This is a genomic window from Nostoc sp. TCL26-01 (assembly GCF_013393945.1).
Lineage (GTDB): Bacteria > Cyanobacteriota > Cyanobacteriia > Cyanobacteriales > Nostocaceae > Trichormus.
This window is the reverse complement of the sequence record NZ_CP040300.1, coordinates 53,245-72,629: the sequence shown is the minus strand read 5'-3', so window position 1 is coordinate 72,629 and position 19,385 is coordinate 53,245. Positions and strand designations below refer to the sequence as shown.

The following is a 19,385-nucleotide window of genomic DNA, read 5'->3' as shown; positions in this document are numbered from 1 at the left end:
TTGTTAAGCTAAAACGCTCCCAACCCCCATCCCTACTGCTTTCCCCCTAGATCGATAAACACTCATATCCCGATCTAGAACGGCTGGTATTGTTCGTTTTTGGGACTTTCTTTACCATCCATATCCGTTGCCACCGGGGTCAGCATACTCAACATGGCGATCGCTCCCCGAATTTGATCTGATTCTACTTCTAAGTAACGTTGCAGCTGCTCTAAGTTGCGATGACCACTGATTTCTTGAATGACTCGCAGAGGTACGCCATTTCTGTGCATGATCGTTAACGCTGTGCGGCGGCAACTGTGACTGGATGCTCCTTCTATGTCAACCAGTCTGCATCCTTCCCGAAAGATCAGGGCTGCATAGTCTTCATGCAAATGTCCCCGTCCCCAGCGTCCGGGGAAAAGGTAGCCATCTATGGAAGTCTTGGGTTTGTAGGCTTCCAGGTGTCGGCGCAAATCGTCTAGCACTGGGATAGTGCGCGTGGCTAGTTTACCTTTAGTGTTGCCCTTGCGGATGATGAGTTCTGGCCGGACTTTGCCTTTGCGATCTAGGACATCTGTAATTTTTAGGGTGACGCATTCTCTGACACGGCAGGCAGTGTAGAGCATGACAGCACATAGGGTACGGTCACGCACTGTTGTTAGACCTTCGGTGAACAGGCGTTGAATTTCTTGCTGAGTCAGAACCTTTGCTTTGCCGTGTCGGTCAATTTTCACTGTTGCTGTACACCCCCGATAGTAAATTATTATCGCAGGTGTAGCCTCAAGTTTTATTTAATTGGGGATGTGGTTGCTATCTAAGAGCGTCCACTGCTTTTGGGACAATGGGGAGTCGCCTATGAATAATGAGGTTTTGGGGTGAAATGCCATAGTGTCAACTTGGTTTGAGCAATGCAGGTAAGTAGTCGGACACAATTAAATTCATTGGCACAGATAGGGGAGAGGGGAAGAATGTGTGTAATTCTGTCAGAGTACTTAACTGTTGTTGATGACTCGTTTTTAGAAAACAGAAGCCGAGTTCTCTAGCTTTTTCTGATCATGTTCACACTCCGAACTAATATGGGTTGAAAATTTGGCATCATATCATGTAGATTATTTTCTGTTTTTATAATCCATGCAGACCGATGTTAAGCAACTGCGGCTCAATGTGATTAGAATTTGATTTTTATTTAATCAGAAATATTTAAAATGTCTATAGTTTCAGAGATTGATTATATTTTGATGTTACTTGTAATATACTCATGATGCTTAAGTGCATCAAAAACTTTGTTAACAAGATAATGGGTAAAAACTGTTGATTTTTCTTAAGTTAGCTAGCTCTGATAGTCTTGGAGGATAGCCGATACATTAGGAATTCATGGTAATTTTATCTAATTTATTTAGTTGATGAAAAGTTGCATCTATGGTTTTACTATCATTTAATGTTCCCTGCTATCTAACTTTAATTTTATTTTAGATTAGTGACTCAACTATCTGCCACTTTATGCAAATTCAGTGGTTAGATTGTGCTGGTTCAGTTATTTATAAATTTATCTGTATTGTTAATAGTGATTTATTAACAGCCTAAAATACACTCGCCTTTTTTCTTTGAGGAATTTGTTAGTAGTGCAGCCTCTTATTGGTTGAGGTTGTTATACAAACTTGTGTATTTCTTGCTGAATTACTCTATTTCCAATTGCTTTAATCCTGCTCATCCTGCATCCCATTTATAAAGACTGAACAAAAGATGAATAATACTTACATCCTCAGTGGCAATCTAGTTGTAGAGTCTCCCTTGAGCGTTGACACAACTATGTTAAGGACTTTAGAACAAGCTTTGGTGCGGGTGCAAGAACGATTGCGAGCTTTTGCTGATAACTCAGATTTTGCTCAAAAGATGGCAATAGCTTTTGGGGAAGGGGTTGCGGTTGACTCTTTACGAACAACGTGGTTGGCAGGAGATTTTAGTATTATTCCCAAGATAGCGATTCGCAATGCAGCAGATATTAATGGTGCAAATGGAGCTTATGAGGCATTTACTAACCGGATTTATTTATCTTGGGAGTTTTTGCAAGCGAATCAGGGGAATCTAGAAAATTTGGTTGGGTTGTTGTTAGAGGAAATTGGGCATCGAGTTGATAGTGTTCTGAATAATGGTGATAGTGCTGGGGATGAGGGGGCAATTTTCTCGGCATTAGTACAGGAAGAAGATATTCCTAATCAGGTGTTAGCGCAGTTAAAAACTGAGAATGATCATGCGACTATTAATATTGATGGGCAGGCGATCGCAGTTGAGCAGCAGAATTTCACTGGTACTAACGGAAATAATACAATAATCGGAACCTCTGGAGACGACACAATTAACAGTGGATTAGGAAACGACAACGTAGATGGTGGGGCAGGGAATGACTTGTTAATAGTGGATTACTCCAGCAACACCTACACCGGGACATCACCAGCAGCAGGGATTAATAGCTCCGTCGGTAGCAACGGTGCAGGTGGATTTAACGGTAATTACTACGCTTACAGGCAGGCTAATAACTTCTCTGATTACGACCAAGTATCTTTCTCCAACATCGAGCGATTTCAGATTACTGGCACAGCAGCCAATGATAACATTCGCACAGGTGACGGCAATGACACGATTATTGGTGGTGCAGGTAATGACACCATCAATGATGGAGGTGGGAATGACAATATTAGCGGTGGCACAGGAAACGACACCATTACCGGCGGAACAGGCATCAACATCATTGATGGTGGAGAGGGAACAGATACCCTAGTCGATGCCAACTTCAGTGCGGCTACCACTAGTCTAAATATTAATGACACTGGCAATCAACCCATCACCCTAGCAGATGGCACAAGTGTCACCAACATTGAACTGTTCACCAACTTAACTACTGGTAGTGGCAACGATGTCATCAGCTTTACCCAGCGCAATAACAACACTATCAACACTGGTAGTGGCGACGACACAATTAACAGTGGATTAGGAAACGACAACGTAGATGGTGGGGCAGGGAATGACTTGTTAATAGTGGATTACTCCAGCAACACCTACACCGGGACATCACCAGCAGCAGGGATTAATAGCTCCGTCGGTAGCAACGGTGCAGGTGGATTTAACGGTAATTACTACGCTTACAGGCAGGCTAATAACTTCTCTGATTACGACCAAGTATCTTTCTCCAACATCGAGCGATTTCAGATTACTGGCACAGCAGCCAATGATAACATTCGCACAGGTGACGGCAATGACACGATTATTGGTGGTGCAGGTAATGACACCATCAATGATGGAGGTGGGAATGACAATATTAGCGGTGGCACAGGAAACGACACCATTACCGGCGGAACAGGCATCAACATCATTGATGGTGGAGAGGGAACAGATACCCTAGTCGATGCCAACTTCAGTGCGGCTACCACTAGTCTAAATATTAATGACACTGGCAATCAACCCATCACCCTAGCAGATGGCACAAGTGTCACCAACATTGAACTGTTCACCAACTTAACTACTGGTAGTGGCAACGATGTCATCAGCTTTACCCAGCGCAATAACAACACTATCAACACTGGTAGTGGCGACGACACAATTAACAGTGGGTTAGGAAACGACAACGTAGATGGTGGGGCAGGGAATGACTTGTTAATAGTGGATTACTCCAGCAACACCTACACCGGGACATCACCAGCAGCAGGGATTAATAGCTCCGTCGGTAGCAACGGTGCAGGTGGATTTAACGGTAATTACTTCGCTTACAGGCAGGCTAATAACTTCTCTGATTACGACCAAGTATCTTTCTCCAACATCGAGCGATTTCAGATTACTGGCACAGCAGCCAATGATAACATTCGCACAGGTGACGGCAATGACACGATTATTGGTGGTGCAGGTAATGACACCATCAATGCAGGGAATGGGAACAACAACATCACAGGTGGTGATGGTAACGACACTATCACTAGCGGTAGCGGCAACGACACCATTGCGGGTGGTTTAGGAAATGACACGATTACCGCAGGAACAGGCATCAATATTATTGATGGCGGAGAGGGAACAGATACTCTAGTCGATGCCAACTTCAGTACACTAACTACGGCTATCAATGTCGGTGATACTGGTATAACTCAAACTGCCATCACCCTAGCAGATGGCACAAGTGTCACCAACATTGAACTGTTTACCAACCTAACTACTGGTAGTGGCAACGATGTCATCAGCTTTAGCCAAGACACAAACAACAGCATTAGCACTGGAGCAGGCGACGACACAATTAACAGTGGATTAGGAATTGACAACGTAGATGGTGGGGCAGGGAATGATCTATTAATAGTGGATTACTCCAGTAACACCTACACCGGGACATCACCAGCAGCAGGGATTAATAGCTCCGTCGGTAGCAACGGTGCAGGTGGATTTAACGGTAATTACTTCGCTTACAGGCAGGCTAATAACTTCTCTGATTACGACCAAGTATCTTTCTCCAACATCGAGCGATTTCAGATTACTGGCACAGCAGCCAATGATAACATTCGCACAGGTGACGGCAATGACACGATTATTGGTGGTGCAGGTAATGACACCATCAATGCAGGGAATGGGAACAACAACATCACAGGTGGTGATGGTAACGACACTATCACTAGCGGTAGCGGCAACGACACCATTGCGGGTGGTTTAGGAAATGACACGATTACCGCAGGAACAGGCATCAATATTATTGATGGCGGAGAGGGAACAGATACTCTAGTCGATGCCAACTTCAGTACACTAACTACGGCTATCAATGTCGGTGATACTGGTATAACTCAAACTGCCATCACCCTAGCAGATGGCACAAGTGTCACCAACATTGAACTGTTTACCAACCTAACTACTGGTAGTGGCAACGATGTCATCAGCTTTAGCCAAGACACAAACAACAGCATTAGCACTGGAGCAGGCGACGACACAATTAACAGTGGATTAGGAATTGACAACGTAGATGGTGGGGCAGGGAATGATCTATTAATAGTGGATTACTCCAGTAACAACTACACCGGGACATCACCAGCAGCAGGGATTAATAGCTCCGTCGGTAGCAACGGTGCAGGTGGATTTAACGGTAATTACTTCGCTTACAGGCAGGCTAATAACTTCTCTGATTACGACCAAGTATCTTTCTCCAACATCGAGCGATTTCAGATTACTGGCACAGCAGCCAATGATAACATTCGCACAGGTGACGGCAATGACACGATTATTGGTGGTGCAGGTAATGATACCATAAGTGCTGCGGGTGGAAGCGATCGCCTGATTGGTGTAGCTCAAAACGCTCTCAACCCAGGATTGGGAGAAATTGACACCCTCCAAGGTGGTGCAAGTGGAGACATTTACATTATCGGTAATGCAGCTACTACCTTCTATGATGATGGCAACACTACCACCGTAGGGACAACAGATTACGCCCGGATTGTTGGCTTTAACGCTAATGAAGATATCATCCAACTCACAGGCCCAAAAACTAACTACATCCTGGGGATATCTCCCATCACTGGCATCACTGGCACGGCAATTTACATTAACAAACCCACTGGCGAACCCGATGAACTCATTGCCATTATTGAAGGAGTTACAGGATTAAATCTTAATTCCAGTGTTTTCATCGAAGCGCAAAACGAATCGGGTTTACTTTCTTTTAGTCAGCCTACTTTTAGCACTTCTGAAAGTAACAACGCCACCATTACAATTACCCGTGAACAGGGAACTGTTGGTGCAGTTAGTATAACTTTGGCTCTAACTAATGGTACAGCCACAGCTCCTAATGATTATGACAACTCTAACATTATTGTTAACTTTGCTGATGGCGAAACAAGTAAAATCGTTACTATCCCCATCGTTAACGATACGATTTTTGAACCCAATGAGACTGTCAATCTTACCCTGATTAACCCTACGAATGGCGCATCTCTGGGAACTCAAAAAACAGCGACTTTAACTATTGTCGATAACGATGCTCGTCCTGGTGCGATCGCCTTTAGTGCAGCTAACTATAGCATCAATGAAAATGGTACACCTGTCACAGCAATTACTATTAATCGGACTGGTGGTAGTGATGGTGCAGTTAGTGTTACCTTAACTCCTAGTAACGGTACAGCAACAGCACCTAGCGACTTTAATAGCAACCCAATTATAGTTAACTTTGCTAACGGGGAAATTACTAAGACATTTGCCATTCCTATAGTTAACGATGCTGTTTCCGAACCCAATGAAACCATCAATTTAACCCTCAGCAATGTCACAGGTGGCGCAACCATTGGCGTACAAAATACTGCCCTATTAACGATTATTGATAACGATCCCTTACCTGGAACTCTCGCGTTCACCAGTCCCAACTACAGCATCAATGAAGACGGTACACCTGTTGCGGCTGTGACTATTACCCGGACAGGCGGTGCAAGCGGCGCAGTTAGCGTTACTTTGACACCTAGTAACGGGAGTGCGATCGCTCCTGCTGACTATACTAATACTGCCATTACTGTCGATTTTGCCAATGGCGAAACCAGTAAAACCGTGACTATTCCTATCACCAACGATACTTTAGTTGAGGGGAATGAGACAATTAACCTCACCTTGACTAATCCTACTGGTGGTGCAATTCTCGGTAGTCAACAGAATGCAAATTTGGTAATTATCGATAATGATATACAGCTAGCCTTTGCTAATAGCAGTTTCAGTATTAATGAAGATGGGACAGCCATTAACCAAGTTACAGTAGTACGCAGTGGTGTAACTAGTACTGCTGTCTCCGCAATTATTCAACTAACTGATGGTACAGCAACAGTACCTTCTGACTATACTAATACCCCCATTACTGTTAACTTTGCGGCGGGAGAAACTAGTAGAACTGTTGCGATTCCCATCATTAATGACTCAGTATTCGAGGCGACAGAAACCATCAATTTAACTTTAGCTAATCCTACTAACGGCGCAACATTAGGAACTCAGAAAACAGCCGTTTTAAACATTGTTGATAATGATGTCTTAGCTGGAGTAATTCAGTTTAGCAACGCTAGCTATTCGATTAATGAAAATGGTACGCCTGTAAGTGCCGTAACTTTAACTCGCACAGGGGGAAGTGATGGTGCAGTTAGTGTCAGAGTTGACCTCACAAATGGCACAGCAACAGCAGGTAGTGACTATAACAATAACTCAATTATCGTTAACTTTGCCGATGGCGAAACTAGTAGAACTGTCACCATCCCCATCATTGATGACAGTAATTTAGAAAGCAGTGAAACCATCAATTTAACTCTTGCTAATCCTACCAATGGCGCAACAATTGGAACACAAAACAGTGCAGTTGTCAATGTTATCGACAATGATTTTAAACCGACATTAACCGTTAATATTACTGCTGAACAAGTTAACGAAGGCAACACCATTCAGGGAACAGTCACCCGCAACACCGACACCACAACACCTCTGACTGTCACCTTAGTTAATAGCGATAATACCCAAATTACCGTACCGACAACCGTGACAATTCCGGTGGGAGCAAATTCGGTTAACTTTAGTATCACGGCTGTTGATGATAATCTCCTGGAACTGCCGAAAAATTACAGTATTATTGCCTCAGCACAGGGATTTATCAGTGGTTCAGATAGTGTTGCGGTGATTGATAATGATGCAGTCACCTTAAGTTTAACGGTTGATACTACTAATATAAATGAGAATGGTGGGAAAGCGATCGCCACCATCACCCGCAATATCGTTACCGATATCCCCTTAGTAGTGCAACTATCTAGCAGTGATACTACAGAAGCAACTGTCCCTGCTACAGTCACCATTGCAGCTAATCAAGCATCAGCTACCTTTGAAATTCAAGGCGTTGATGACACGATTGTTGATGGTACACAACCTGTAATTATTACAGCGAAACCTGTCTATACAAACACAAATGTAGCCTTACAAACAGGAAATGCCACTGCTAATTTAAATGTCATTGATAACGAAAGTCCCAGTTTAAAATTAACCATTGATCGGGACTTTATTTCAGAAACAGGAACAGCCACAGCCACTATTACTCGGAATACAAATACAACTAGTGAATTAGTTGTCACCCTCAATTCTAGCGATACAACAGAAGCCACAGTTCCCAACACAGTCACAATTGCGGCTGGACAAACTTCCGCAACATTTGCAATTACTGGAGTTAGTGATGGGATTAATGATGGTAGTCAGACAGTCAATATTACAGCTTCAGCTAATGGGTTAAATAGTGGTACAGATAGCTTAGAAGTGACTGATATCAATGTCCCCGATTTAACTGTCACTAATTTACAAGGAATTCAACCAACCTATACAGGTAGACAATCTCAATTTACCTACACTGTTACTAATAATGGCACTATCAACGCATCAGGAAGTTGGAAAGACAGAGTTTATCTATCTACAGATAACAAACTCGATGCTAATGATACATTATTAGGTGAATTTGGTTTAGGCAGTGCAGAAAATCCGGCTAACTTTGCACCAGGTTTATCTTACAATCGCACCGTCACCTATTTTACACCACGCACTCCTGGACAGTATTATTTAATTGCCAGCACCGACACAGGTAATACAGTCAATGAAGGGGTAGGAATTGGTGAGAATAATAATACAACCATTACACCATTTACAGTCACACCAGCCTATCGAGCTATAGTTTACACAGATACAGAGACGGGTTTAGCCGGAAATTCTGTCATCTTGCGTGGACAAGCTATTAGTAACATCGATAATTCTCCTGTAGCTTATGAATTTGTCAAAGTCAGGGTAGAAAATAAAGGCACAATTCGAGAATTTGATTCATTTACCGATGCAAACGGTAACTTTGTTAGACAGTTTAATCCCCTCCCTGGTGAAGCAGGGACTTACAACATTAACGCTTATTTCCCCGGTTTTGCTAATGAAGATAACGCCGCCGAAGACCAATTTACTCTAATAGGAATGCGGTTTGAGCAGAATGACCAATTTTTGCAGCAGGTAACGCAAAAAATTGTTGAAGGAACAACCTTTAATGGACAAGTCAAACTGCAAAACCTAAGTAATATCGGCTTATCAGGACTAACTGCAAGTATCGTTGATGCGCCGAGTAATTGGACTGTAGAAGTTACACCACAAAAAACCAGCCTCGCCGGGAACGAAGAAATCACAGTCAACTACAACATCACTGTTCCTGATGACAGCTTACTCTACGACCAGTTACAAATTCGTCTCAATACCACCGAAGGAGTTACAGCCACTTTACCTGTAACAGTGAATGTCGAGCAAATTCTACCGCGATTAGTAGCTGATACCAGCACCTTACAAGCTAGTATGCTGCGGGGAGGACAAACATTAGTTGAATTTACCGTGACTAACCAAGGGGGAATTGCTTCTGGGGCGTTAGATATATTGCTTCCAGAAGCACCTTGGTTAAAGTTAGCTTCTCCTGTAGAAATACCTTCACTAAATCCAGGTGAGTCTGCTAAGGTTTCCGTGTTATTACAACCATCTGCAACTCAAGAATTAACAGTTTATAACGGCGATTTAGTAATTGCAGGTGCGGAGACATCGTTAAGATTACCTTTCAATTTCCGTGCGGTTTCAGAGGCGAAAGGCAATCTAAGTATTAATGTAGTCGATGAATTATTCTTCTTTACTGAAGGTTCACCAAGGTTAGCAAATGCCACAATTTCACTGATCGATCCGTTTAGTGGCAGGGTAATCTTTTCTGAACAAGATGCTGATGGAGTTTTATCAAAAACGGATTTAGCCGAGGGATATTATAAACTACGGATTAGTGCCGATAGTCACGACTCCTATGAGAAAAATATTTATATCGAAGCAGGAGAAACTGAAAACGTTCAAGCTTTCTTGTCTCGCCAAACAGTTAAATATACCTGGACGGTAACACCGACAGAAATTCAGGATCAATATACGATCAGCATTGAAAGTGTTTTTGAAACTAATGTTCCTATTCCTACGGTAGTCATTGAACCTAGTTTCATTGATTTAGATCAATTGCAGGTGGTTGGTCAGGTAATGCAAATTAATGTTACCGCCACAAATCATGGTTTGATTTCTGCTCATGACATTGATTTAGACTTTGGTGATCACCCCTTCTACAAAATCGAAGCTCTCATAAATAATATTGATACTCTAGCGGCGAAAAGTTCTATCACCGTCCCTGTGCGGATTACCCGCATTGCCGACTTTGATACCCTAACTCCTGCGGGTGGGGAACTCGCCATACAATCAACCCCCTCTGTTCCCTGTAGCATTTCAGCCAGTATCGATTATTCCTATGAGTGTGCTGGGGAAGAAATTACACGAGATATCCCTATTCCTATTTTTAATGTAGAAGGTAACTGTACCACTCCTGGCGGTGGGGGTAGCGGCGGTGGTGGCTGGTGGGGTGGCGGTGGCGGCTGGTGGGGTGGCGGTAATGGCGGTGGTGGCGGTGGCACTGGTAGTCGTGTCACCCCGATTGAAGTAAACTTACAAGACTCTAACTGTGACCCATGCAAGGAGAAAAATCTTCAAGCTCTTTCCTGTATTATCCGTTCATTAGGCGGCAAAGCTAAAGGGTTAATTGGCGCAGTTGTAGGTGGAATTAACTGCTGGGTTAATATTGCCAATGGTATCAAAGACTTTAAAGAAGGAAACTATCTTGAGCTTCCTAAACCGTCAGAAATTTGTGACCCACCAGAACCTCTGGACTGTTTAGAAAACCTCTGTTTTGAAGGATTTGGTGGTGATGGTGGCGGTGGTGATGGGCCTGAGGGACTGAGCTTAACCATAAATGCTCTTACTCCTGCCAATGTTGCTAGTGGACTCCAGACTCTACAGCGATATACAACCTACTGGGATGTTCTGAATGAAGTTGCCTTAAACTACTATGGGGATGCGGTTTGGCTTAAAGTAAGTGATGAAAACCAGCCCATTTTGCAAGCTTGGCATCAGGCTTTTAAAGAATATGCTCAAGGCGATACCATTGAGAAGTTTAAAATATCCGATACGGAGCGGGAACAACTTCTAATTTTAGACTTTCCGCAACCATTAACAGCAGATGATGTCAATAAATTTATTGCTCGATGGAATCGCAACATAGAGTATTACAGCCAAGGAATCTTCAGTAAAGCAGACCTGAGTGCAGATCAAAACCCAGATTTCATGGCAATTGATCAGTTGCAAACCCTTGAATCCCAGATTGATCAATTCAAGACAGTTCTTGAAAGTGAAGGTTACGAAGACTTGTATGATGCCACGCTGGGTTTAAGTAATGAGTTATACGAATCTCTCAGTGGTGAAGGAGGGGTCTGCGCTACGGTCAAAATCAAAATTGACCAAGAGGCAGTAATGACTCGTGCCGCCTTCTTGGGCGCACTGGAAATCGAAAACGGCAACAGCAGCAACCTGGAAAACCTCTCTGTTACTCTTCAAATCAAAGATGCAAACGGCAGAATTGTCAACGACTTATTCGGTATCACCAACCCCATTCTCAAAAATATTACCGCCGTTGATGGTACGGGTATCCTCAGAGGCGATGACCCGACAACTAGTGTAGATGAAGGTATCGGTTCCGCCCAATGGACATTTATCCCCACTAACCTCGCAGCACCGGAAATTCCCAGCCAATACACCATCGGTGGGACTCTCAGCTACACTGAAAATGGCAGTCAAATAATAGTTCCCTTGCTTGCTGCTCCCATCACCGTTTACCCCCAAGCGGAACTGTATCTCGACTACTTCCATCAACGAGATGTTTTCGCTGATGACCCCTTCACCGATGATATTATTGAAACCTCCGTTCCTTACTCCCTAGCTGTATTAGTGAGAAACGAAGGCAAAGGGGAAGCGAAGAATTTAAAAATTACCTCTGGTCAACCGAAGATTATTGATAATGAAAAAGGTCTGCTGGTAGACTTCCAAATTATCGGTTCGGAAGTGAATGGTACTGGTGTCAGTCCTTCTTTAACAGTAGATTTCGGCAATATTGCCGCCGGACAAACCGCCGTTGCTGACTGGTTGCTGAAATCTTCCCTGCAAGGTAAATTCATTGAGTACAAAGCTACCTTTGAACATATCAATAATCTCGGTAAGGCTGAACTTTCCTTAATTAAAGATGTCAAAATTCACGAATTAATTCACAAAGTCCAAGTCACCCAACCAACTGATGACGGACTCCCCGACTTTTTAGTTAACGATATCTTTGACGCGAAATTCACTCCTGATACTCTCTACTTCAGTCAGGGGGGAACAGCACCCGTCAACGCTGCAACTAGTATCACCGCCGATGCACCTGCAACTCTGAGTGACCTCAGCGTACAGATTTCCACTACTGTTAACGCAGGTTGGAATTATTTCCGCCTCGCTGACCCCAGCAACGCCCAATTTGATATCCAGAAGGTATTGCGTGCTGATGGTACAGAAGTCAAACTAGATAATGTTTGGACAACAGACCGCACCTTCCCCGCTACAGGTCGTCCCGTCTACGAAAATATTCTGCATTTCCTCGATCGCAATTCTACCGCAGGCAACACCACCTACACCGTCATCTACACTCCAGGCGGCCCCAGCATCACCGACATCATCGATGTCACCCCAGACCCCCGTTCCACTCCTGTAAATGCCATCGCTGTTGACTTCTCAGAAGCAGTTAAAATTGACACATTTGATAGCAGCGATATTACGTTAACTCTTAACGGTGGGGCAAATCTGATTACTAGTGCTGTCACCATTGTCGCCCAATCTCCTACCCGTTTCCAAATTACCGGACTGAGTAACTTAACTAACATAGATGGTACTTATCTACTCACAGTTAATGCAGCCGGAATTGCAGACATTGGCGGTAAATTCGGTACAGGCGCAGTTAGCGAAACCTGGATTAAAACAGCTACAGGTAACGCTGATACCACTGCACCGATAGTTACCGACATTGTAGATTTGTTGGCTGACCCCCGCAATCAACCTGTCTCTTCTCTCAACGTCATCTTCTCAGAAAAAATCGACCTTAGCACCTTCACTTGGCAAGATATCACCCTGACTCGCAACAGTGGCACGAATTTAATTACTAACGCTGTCACCGTCACCGCCGTTAACGATACCACCTACCGCATCAATGGACTAAGTGGGTTAACTACAACAGATGGAAATTACATCCTCACCGTCAACGGTAGCGGTATTCAAGATTTATCTGGTAACGCGGGTACAGGTACACAGTCCGAAACTTGGGTGATGGATACTGTTGCACCGACTGTTCCTACTAATGTTGCTGTCACAGCTACCCCATCCCCAAATAGCTTGCAGACAGCCTCGGCTAGTTTGGGAGTCCTCAACCAATTCGGGCAAATTCGGGTTAATAGTACTTCGGTGACTGTCACTGGTGATTTGGGTGAAGCGGGTTTACGTGTCTCCCTGATTGATAAAACCACCGCCCAAATTTTAGGACAAGCAACTGTCACCGGCACTAGCTTTAGCGGTGACATTCAACTCCCCTCTCCCGGTAGCAGAGATGTGGATGTGCGAGTGCAAGATGTTGCTGGAAATATCACGACAACTACTTTAAGTCTGTTTGCTGATGTCACTCAACCAACAATTACTGAATTCCTCAACGTTCCGCAAAACTCTGTTATTACCCCTGTTGACTTTATTGATGTTCGCTTCTCAGAACAAATCAACCTAAATACCTTCGATAAAAACGACATCACCCTCTCACGCAACGGGGAAAATCTCACCCTCCCTGACACTGTAACCGTTACATATCTCTCCGGTACAACCTACCGCATCAATGGGTTAAGCAACTTCAACACCCCTGGAATTTATGAGTTACAGGTTGATGCAACCACAGTTCAAGATAACGCTGGTAATCTTGGAGATGCAGCAAAAACTACCAATTTCACCATTGCTGCACCTCCTACTCCTGGCATTACTGTAACTCAAAGTGCTGGTAGCACAGTCGTCACTGAAGGTGGTAACACTGATAGTTACACTCTCGTCTTGAGAACTCAACCTACAGCAGATGTCACTATCACCTTAAATCCTGGTAGTCAAATTACCACCGATAAAACTACTCTCACCTTCACCTCTGCTAACTGGAATATTCCCCAAACAGTTACCGTCACAGCAGTTAACGACACTATTCCTGAAGGTAATCACACTAGCAGCATCAGTCACAGTGTCAGCAGTATAGATGCCAATTACAGTAATGTCACCTTACCTGATATCGCCGTCAACATCACCGATAACGATGCCGAAATTCGGGGGATGAAGTGGAATGACATCGATGGCGACGGTGTGAAAGATACAGGTGAACCAGGATTACAAGGTTGGACAATTTATCTTGACAGCAACAGCAACGGACAATTAGATAACGGCGAAATCTCAACCACCACCGACGCTAACGGTAATTATCAATTTACCAATCTGCGTCCAGGAATTTACACTGTTGCGGAAGTACAGCAACCAGGATGGAAGCAAACTTTCCCCGGTACTAGCATTACTACTACTAACGCTGACATTCCCCTGGCTATTCCCAGTTTAGATATTATTTCCCCTGGCGATCGCACTCAGATACAACTCAACTTTAGTGCAGCTAATTACATAGTCAAGGAAGACGGCACAGCTATCACAGAAGTTTGGGTAACTCGCACAGGTAACAGCAGTAGTGCAGTTAGTGCCACACTGAGCTTTACTGATGGTACGGCTGCTGGTTGTAGTTGTGCAGCTAGTTCCGTCAATAATGATTTCAATAATGTGCCGTTTACAATTACATTCGCAGAAAATGAAACCAGCAAACTCATTTCTGTGCAAAATGCCCTGTTAGGTAATTCTCAAGCTATCAAGATTCGTAATGATAGCAAAGTCGAAGGCAATGAATATTTCACCATTAAGCTGACTAACCCCACAGGTGGCGCGGTTCTTGGAAATCAAAGTATTGCTACTGTCACAATTATTGATGATGAAGCACCGTCAAATGTTACCGTTACGCCTCCCCTCGAAACTCCTAGTACCACGATTACTAGTGCAGGCGACTCTCAAGCAATTTCCTTGATTAACCTGAATAACTTCTGGGCAGATAGTCGCTTTGCTAACATCAAAGGTAATGGTTTCACAAGCGTCATTATTGACACTGGGATTGACTTAAATCATCCCTTCTTTGGGGCTGATGCTGATAATAACGGCATTGCTGATAAAATCGTCTATCAATACGACTTTGCTGACAACGACGCAGACGCAAGCGATCAAAATAATCACGGTTCTCACATTGCCAGCATCTTTAGTAGTGTTGCCCCTAATTCTAATATCATCGCCTTAAAAGTCTTTAAAGATAACGGTGCTGGTAGTTTTGCCGACTTGGAAAAGGCTTTGCAATGGGTAGCAACTAATAGCAATACATATAATATTGCATCTGTCAACCTTTCTATCGGAGATAGTCAAAACTGGACTACAGCTACCTCTCGTTATGGTATTGGGGATGAATTAGCAGCGATCGCCTCCCAAAATATCATCATCAACGCCGCCGCTTAGAACAGTTTCTACCAATACAGCAGCAATTCCGGACTAGCTTACCCAGCCATCGATCCCAATGTGATCGCCGTCGGTGCAGTGTGGGCGGGTAACTTTGGCGGGCCGAAAAACTTTGTCGGTGGGGCAATAGATTATACAACTACGGCTGATCAAATCGCTAGTTTCTCCCAACGCGATCCTAATCTTTTAGATATCTTTGCTCCCGGTATCTTAATTACAGGTGCAAACGCCAACGGTGGGACAACTACCTTGGGTGGAACTAGCCAAGCCACCGCTTACATTACAGGTGTGGCAACCCTAGCACAACAGATAGCCCAAGAAAAACTCGGTCGTAAATTGACCGTCTCAGAGTTCCGTAATCTCCTGGATACCAACAGTGTCATTATCAACGATGGTGATAACGAAAATGATAACGTTACCAACACAGGAGAAAATTACCCCCGCGTAGATTTGTTGAAACTGGCGGCAGGTATTCTCAGCCTCAGTGGTACAAGTCCTAATCCTGATCCCGTTAACCCAGGTAACAACAATAACAATAACGGCACGACCACATCGGATAATACCATCAATCAAGTCCACACTATCAACCTAACAGCAGGTGAAGTACGCACAGGTATTGATTTCGGCAACCAACAAATCACAGGTAATCAAGCACCCACGGTTGCTAACCCCATCGCCGATCAAAGTGTTAATGAAGATACAAACTTTACCTTTGTCATCCCAGCAAACACTTTTGTTGATGCCGATGCTGGTAATGTTTTGACTTACACTACAACTTTACCAAGTTGGCTAACCTTTGCTGCCGCAACTCGGACTATTAGCGGTACACCTACTAACAGTGATGTGGGTACTATTAATATTAAAGTCACCGCTACTGATAATGCAGGGGCAAGCATTGATGATACCTTCACCCTGACAGTGACTAATACTAATGATGCACCAACTTTGGGGAGTGCGATCGCCAATCAAACCGCTACTGAAGATACCCTCTTCACCTTCCAAATTCCTGCCAACACTTTCAGCGACATCGATGCAGGCGACACACTCACCTACTCGGCAACTGCACCAAGCTGGCTGACTTTCAATGCCACAACTCGCACATTTAGCGGGACTCCTGGAAATAGTGATGTGGGTGCTGTTAATATCACAGTCACCGCCACTGATAGTGCAGGGGCAAGTGTTGATGATACCTTCACCCTGACAGTGGCTAATACTAATGATGCACCGATATTGGGGAATGCGATCGCCAATCAAACCGCTACTGAAGATACCCCCTTCACCTTGCAAATTCCTGCCAACACTTTCAGCGACATCGATGTCGGCGACACACTCACCTACTCGGCAACTACACCAAGCTGGCTGACTTTCAATGCCAGTACACCTACTAACAGTGATGTCGGTAGTGTCAACATCACACTCACCGCTACTGATAGTTCTGGGGCAAGTGTTGATGATATCTTCACCCTGACAGTGGCTAATACTAATGATGCCCCAACTTTGGGTCAGGCGATCGCTGACCAAACAGCTACAATCAGTAACAGCTTCAACTTTACCATTCCCCAAAACACTTTCTCTGATGTAGACGCTGGCGATACCCTCACTTACAGCGCCACCCTCGAAAATGGTGATCCTTTACCAAGCTGGTTGAGTTTTAATACTAATACTCGTACCTTTAGCGGCACTCCCGTCACTAGCAATGCGGGTATTGTGAATATCAAAATCACAGCCAGTGATACTCAAGGCGCTACCGCCTCAGACATTTTTGCTCTGAGAGTGACAGCCTCTAACGTCATTCCTGGCAATGATACGAACAATTCCCTCTCTGGCACTCCAGGTGCAGATATCATCAACGGCTTTGGTGGCGATGATTATATAGAAGGTTTAGCTGGTAACGACACTATCGATGGCGGGACTGGCAGATTTGATCGGATGTTTGGTGGTGATGGCGACGATACCATAACTGATCCTGATGGAATTTTAGGGGCGCACGGTGGTTTGGGTAACGACACAATCAACGTTACCTTTGCTGCCAACTGGGATAATGATAATAATCCCAACACTGCTCCACGTTCTGATGGCAAAATTACCGGCGGTTACGGCGACGACAACATTACAGTCACGATGAACAATAGTAAATTCTTCATCAACTTGAAGGGAGATGAACCAATTAACAACCCTCAAGGTGGTAATGATGTCATCACATTGTTAGGTAGTTATCAGAATGCAACTGTTGACCTCGGTAGTGGTAACGACACTTTCATCGGTGGTAATGGTGATGATGATGTTTCTGGTGGTGCTGGGAACGATACTATTTTTGGTTTGGGTGGTAACGATAAACTGACTGGGAATAATGGTGATGATATTCTTGTTGGTGGTGTTGGTAAGGATACTCTCACTGGTGGTACTGGAAAAGATATTTTTAGCTTCTCCTCACCAATTGGTCATGGCATTGACACCATCACAGACTTTAATTCTACCGATGATAAGATTCGTGTTGATGCTGCTGGTTTTGGTGGCGGACTTGTGACTGGTACTCTGTTTGAGACTCAGTTTGTTTTAGGAACAGTAGCCAAGGATGAGAGCGATCGCTTTATTTATAATCAATCTACTGGCGCACTTTTCTTTGATGTTGACGGCACAGGTTCTAGCCTTAAAGTTCAAATCGCCACTCTGTCAACTAAACCTGTGATTGATTCTACGAATATTGTGGTCATTTAACCAAATGGACAAAGTAACCTGCAAGGCTTAACCCATAAACGGATAAATTCTTTTCGAGAATAAGAGACTGATACGATAGTTTGAAGTTGGAGGAAAACGTTTTCCTCCAAATTTTTATCACGACTTTTTACAGGATGGCACGATGTAGCACAGAAGCAAGCTCAGTGTTTTATGATGCTGCTCACTTTCTACACAAGCGATCGCCCTAGCTTTGGTAAAGTCAACTTGACCTTCTCGTAGTGCGCTTATGATCTCAGCAGGCAGATTAGGCATTGGCGTTCTGGACTAATTCGGTAGTTGGAGGAAAACGTTTTCCTCCAAATTTTTATCACGACTTTTTACAGGATGGCACGATGTAGCACAGAAGCAAGCTCAGTGTTTTATGATGCTGCTCACTTTCTACACAAGCGATCGCCCTAGCTTTGGTAAAGTCAACTTGACCTTCTCGTAGTGCGCTTATGATCTCAGCAGGCAGATTAGGCATTGGCGTTCTGGACTAATTCGGTAGTTGGAGGAAAACGTTTTCCTCCAAATTTTTATCACGACTTTTTACAGGATGGCACGATGTAGCACAGAAGCAAGCTCAGTGTTTTATGATGCTGCTCACTTTCTACACAAGCGATCGCCCTAGCTTTGGTAAAGTCAACTTGACCTTCTCGTAGTGCGCTTATGATCTCAGCAGGCAGATTAGGCATTGGCGTTCTGGACTAATTCGGTAGTTGGAGGAAAACGTTTTCCTCCAAATTTTTATCACGACTTTTTACAGGATGGCACGATGTAGCACAGAAGCAAGCTCAGTGTTTTATGATGCTGCTCACTTTCTACACAAGCGATCGCCCTAGCTTTGGTAAAGTCAACTTGACCTTCTCGTAGTGCGCTTATGATCTCAGCAGGCAGATTAGGCATTGGCGTTCTGGACTAATTCGGTAGTTGGAGGAAAACGTTTTCCTCCAAATTTTTATCACGACTTTTTACAGGATGGCACGATGTAGCACAGAAGCAAGCTCAGTGTTTTATGATGCTGCTCACTTTCTACACAAGCGATCGCCCTAGCTTTGGTAAAGTCAACTTGACCTTCTCGTAGTGCGCTTATGATCTCAGCAGGCAGATTAGGCATTGGCGTTCTGGACTAATTCGGTAGT

Annotated in this window: 8 protein-coding genes; 2 read left to right on the top strand and 6 right to left on the bottom strand. The window is 44.0% G+C overall.

From position 1 onward, the window contains the following. Positions 1-74: 74 nt before the first annotated feature. A complete protein-coding gene (locus tag FD725_RS31130; RefSeq protein ID WP_179052043.1) occupies positions 75-716 on the bottom strand; it encodes a site-specific integrase in 642 nt (213 codons plus the stop codon). A gap of 1,009 nt (positions 717-1,725) precedes the next feature. On the opposite strand from FD725_RS31130, the gene FD725_RS32905 reads away from it, so the two are divergent. Both FD725_RS32905 and FD725_RS32900 read left to right on the top strand, forming a co-directional pair. Next, entirely contained in the window at positions 1,726-15,525 is a 13,800-nt protein-coding gene (locus FD725_RS32905) for a Calx-beta domain-containing protein (protein ID WP_256872037.1), read from the top strand. A gap of 60 nt (positions 15,526-15,585) precedes the next feature. Beyond that, a complete protein-coding gene (locus FD725_RS32900; protein ID WP_256872048.1) occupies positions 15,586-18,243 on the top strand; it encodes a putative Ig domain-containing protein in 2,658 nt (885 codons plus the stop codon). A 117-nt stretch (positions 18,244-18,360) separates the two neighbouring features. Here FD725_RS32900 and FD725_RS31080 read toward each other — a convergent pair whose 3' ends face one another. The 5 genes from FD725_RS31080 to FD725_RS31060 are packed head-to-tail and all read right to left on the bottom strand — an operon-like array spanning position 18,361 to position 19,360. Further along, positions 18,361-18,516, bottom strand: coding sequence for a hypothetical protein (locus FD725_RS31080; RefSeq protein ID WP_179052042.1), 156 nt, complete (start codon positions 18,514-18,516; stop codon positions 18,361-18,363). Positions 18,517-18,571: 55 nt separating this feature from the next. Beyond that, a complete protein-coding gene (locus tag FD725_RS31075; protein WP_179052042.1) occupies positions 18,572-18,727 on the bottom strand; it encodes a hypothetical protein in 156 nt (51 codons plus the stop codon). A gap of 55 nt (positions 18,728-18,782) precedes the next feature. Further along, entirely contained in the window at positions 18,783-18,938 is a 156-nt protein-coding gene (locus tag FD725_RS31070) for a hypothetical protein (protein WP_179052042.1), read from the bottom strand. 55 nt (positions 18,939-18,993) lie between these two features. Next, a complete protein-coding gene (locus tag FD725_RS31065; protein ID WP_179052042.1) occupies positions 18,994-19,149 on the bottom strand; it encodes a hypothetical protein in 156 nt (51 codons plus the stop codon). 55 nt (positions 19,150-19,204) lie between these two features. After that, positions 19,205-19,360, bottom strand: a complete 156-nt coding sequence (locus tag FD725_RS31060; protein ID WP_179052042.1) for a hypothetical protein — start codon at positions 19,358-19,360, stop codon at positions 19,205-19,207. Between the last annotated feature and the right edge of the window lie 25 nt (positions 19,361-19,385).

Bases quoted from the DNA above. Each gene is read 5' to 3' on its own strand.
- FD725_RS32905 (WP_256872037.1), top strand. From the start codon at position 1,726: ATGAATAATACTTACATCCTCAGTGGCAATCTAGTTGTAGAGTCTCCC.
- FD725_RS31080 (WP_179052042.1), bottom strand. From the start codon at position 18,516: ATGCCTAATCTGCCTGCTGAGATCATAAGCGCACTACGAGAAGGTCAA.
- FD725_RS31075 (WP_179052042.1), bottom strand. From the start codon at position 18,727: ATGCCTAATCTGCCTGCTGAGATCATAAGCGCACTACGAGAAGGTCAA.
- FD725_RS31070 (WP_179052042.1), bottom strand. From the start codon at position 18,938: ATGCCTAATCTGCCTGCTGAGATCATAAGCGCACTACGAGAAGGTCAA.
- FD725_RS31065 (WP_179052042.1), bottom strand. From the start codon at position 19,149: ATGCCTAATCTGCCTGCTGAGATCATAAGCGCACTACGAGAAGGTCAA.
- FD725_RS31060 (WP_179052042.1), bottom strand. From the start codon at position 19,360: ATGCCTAATCTGCCTGCTGAGATCATAAGCGCACTACGAGAAGGTCAA.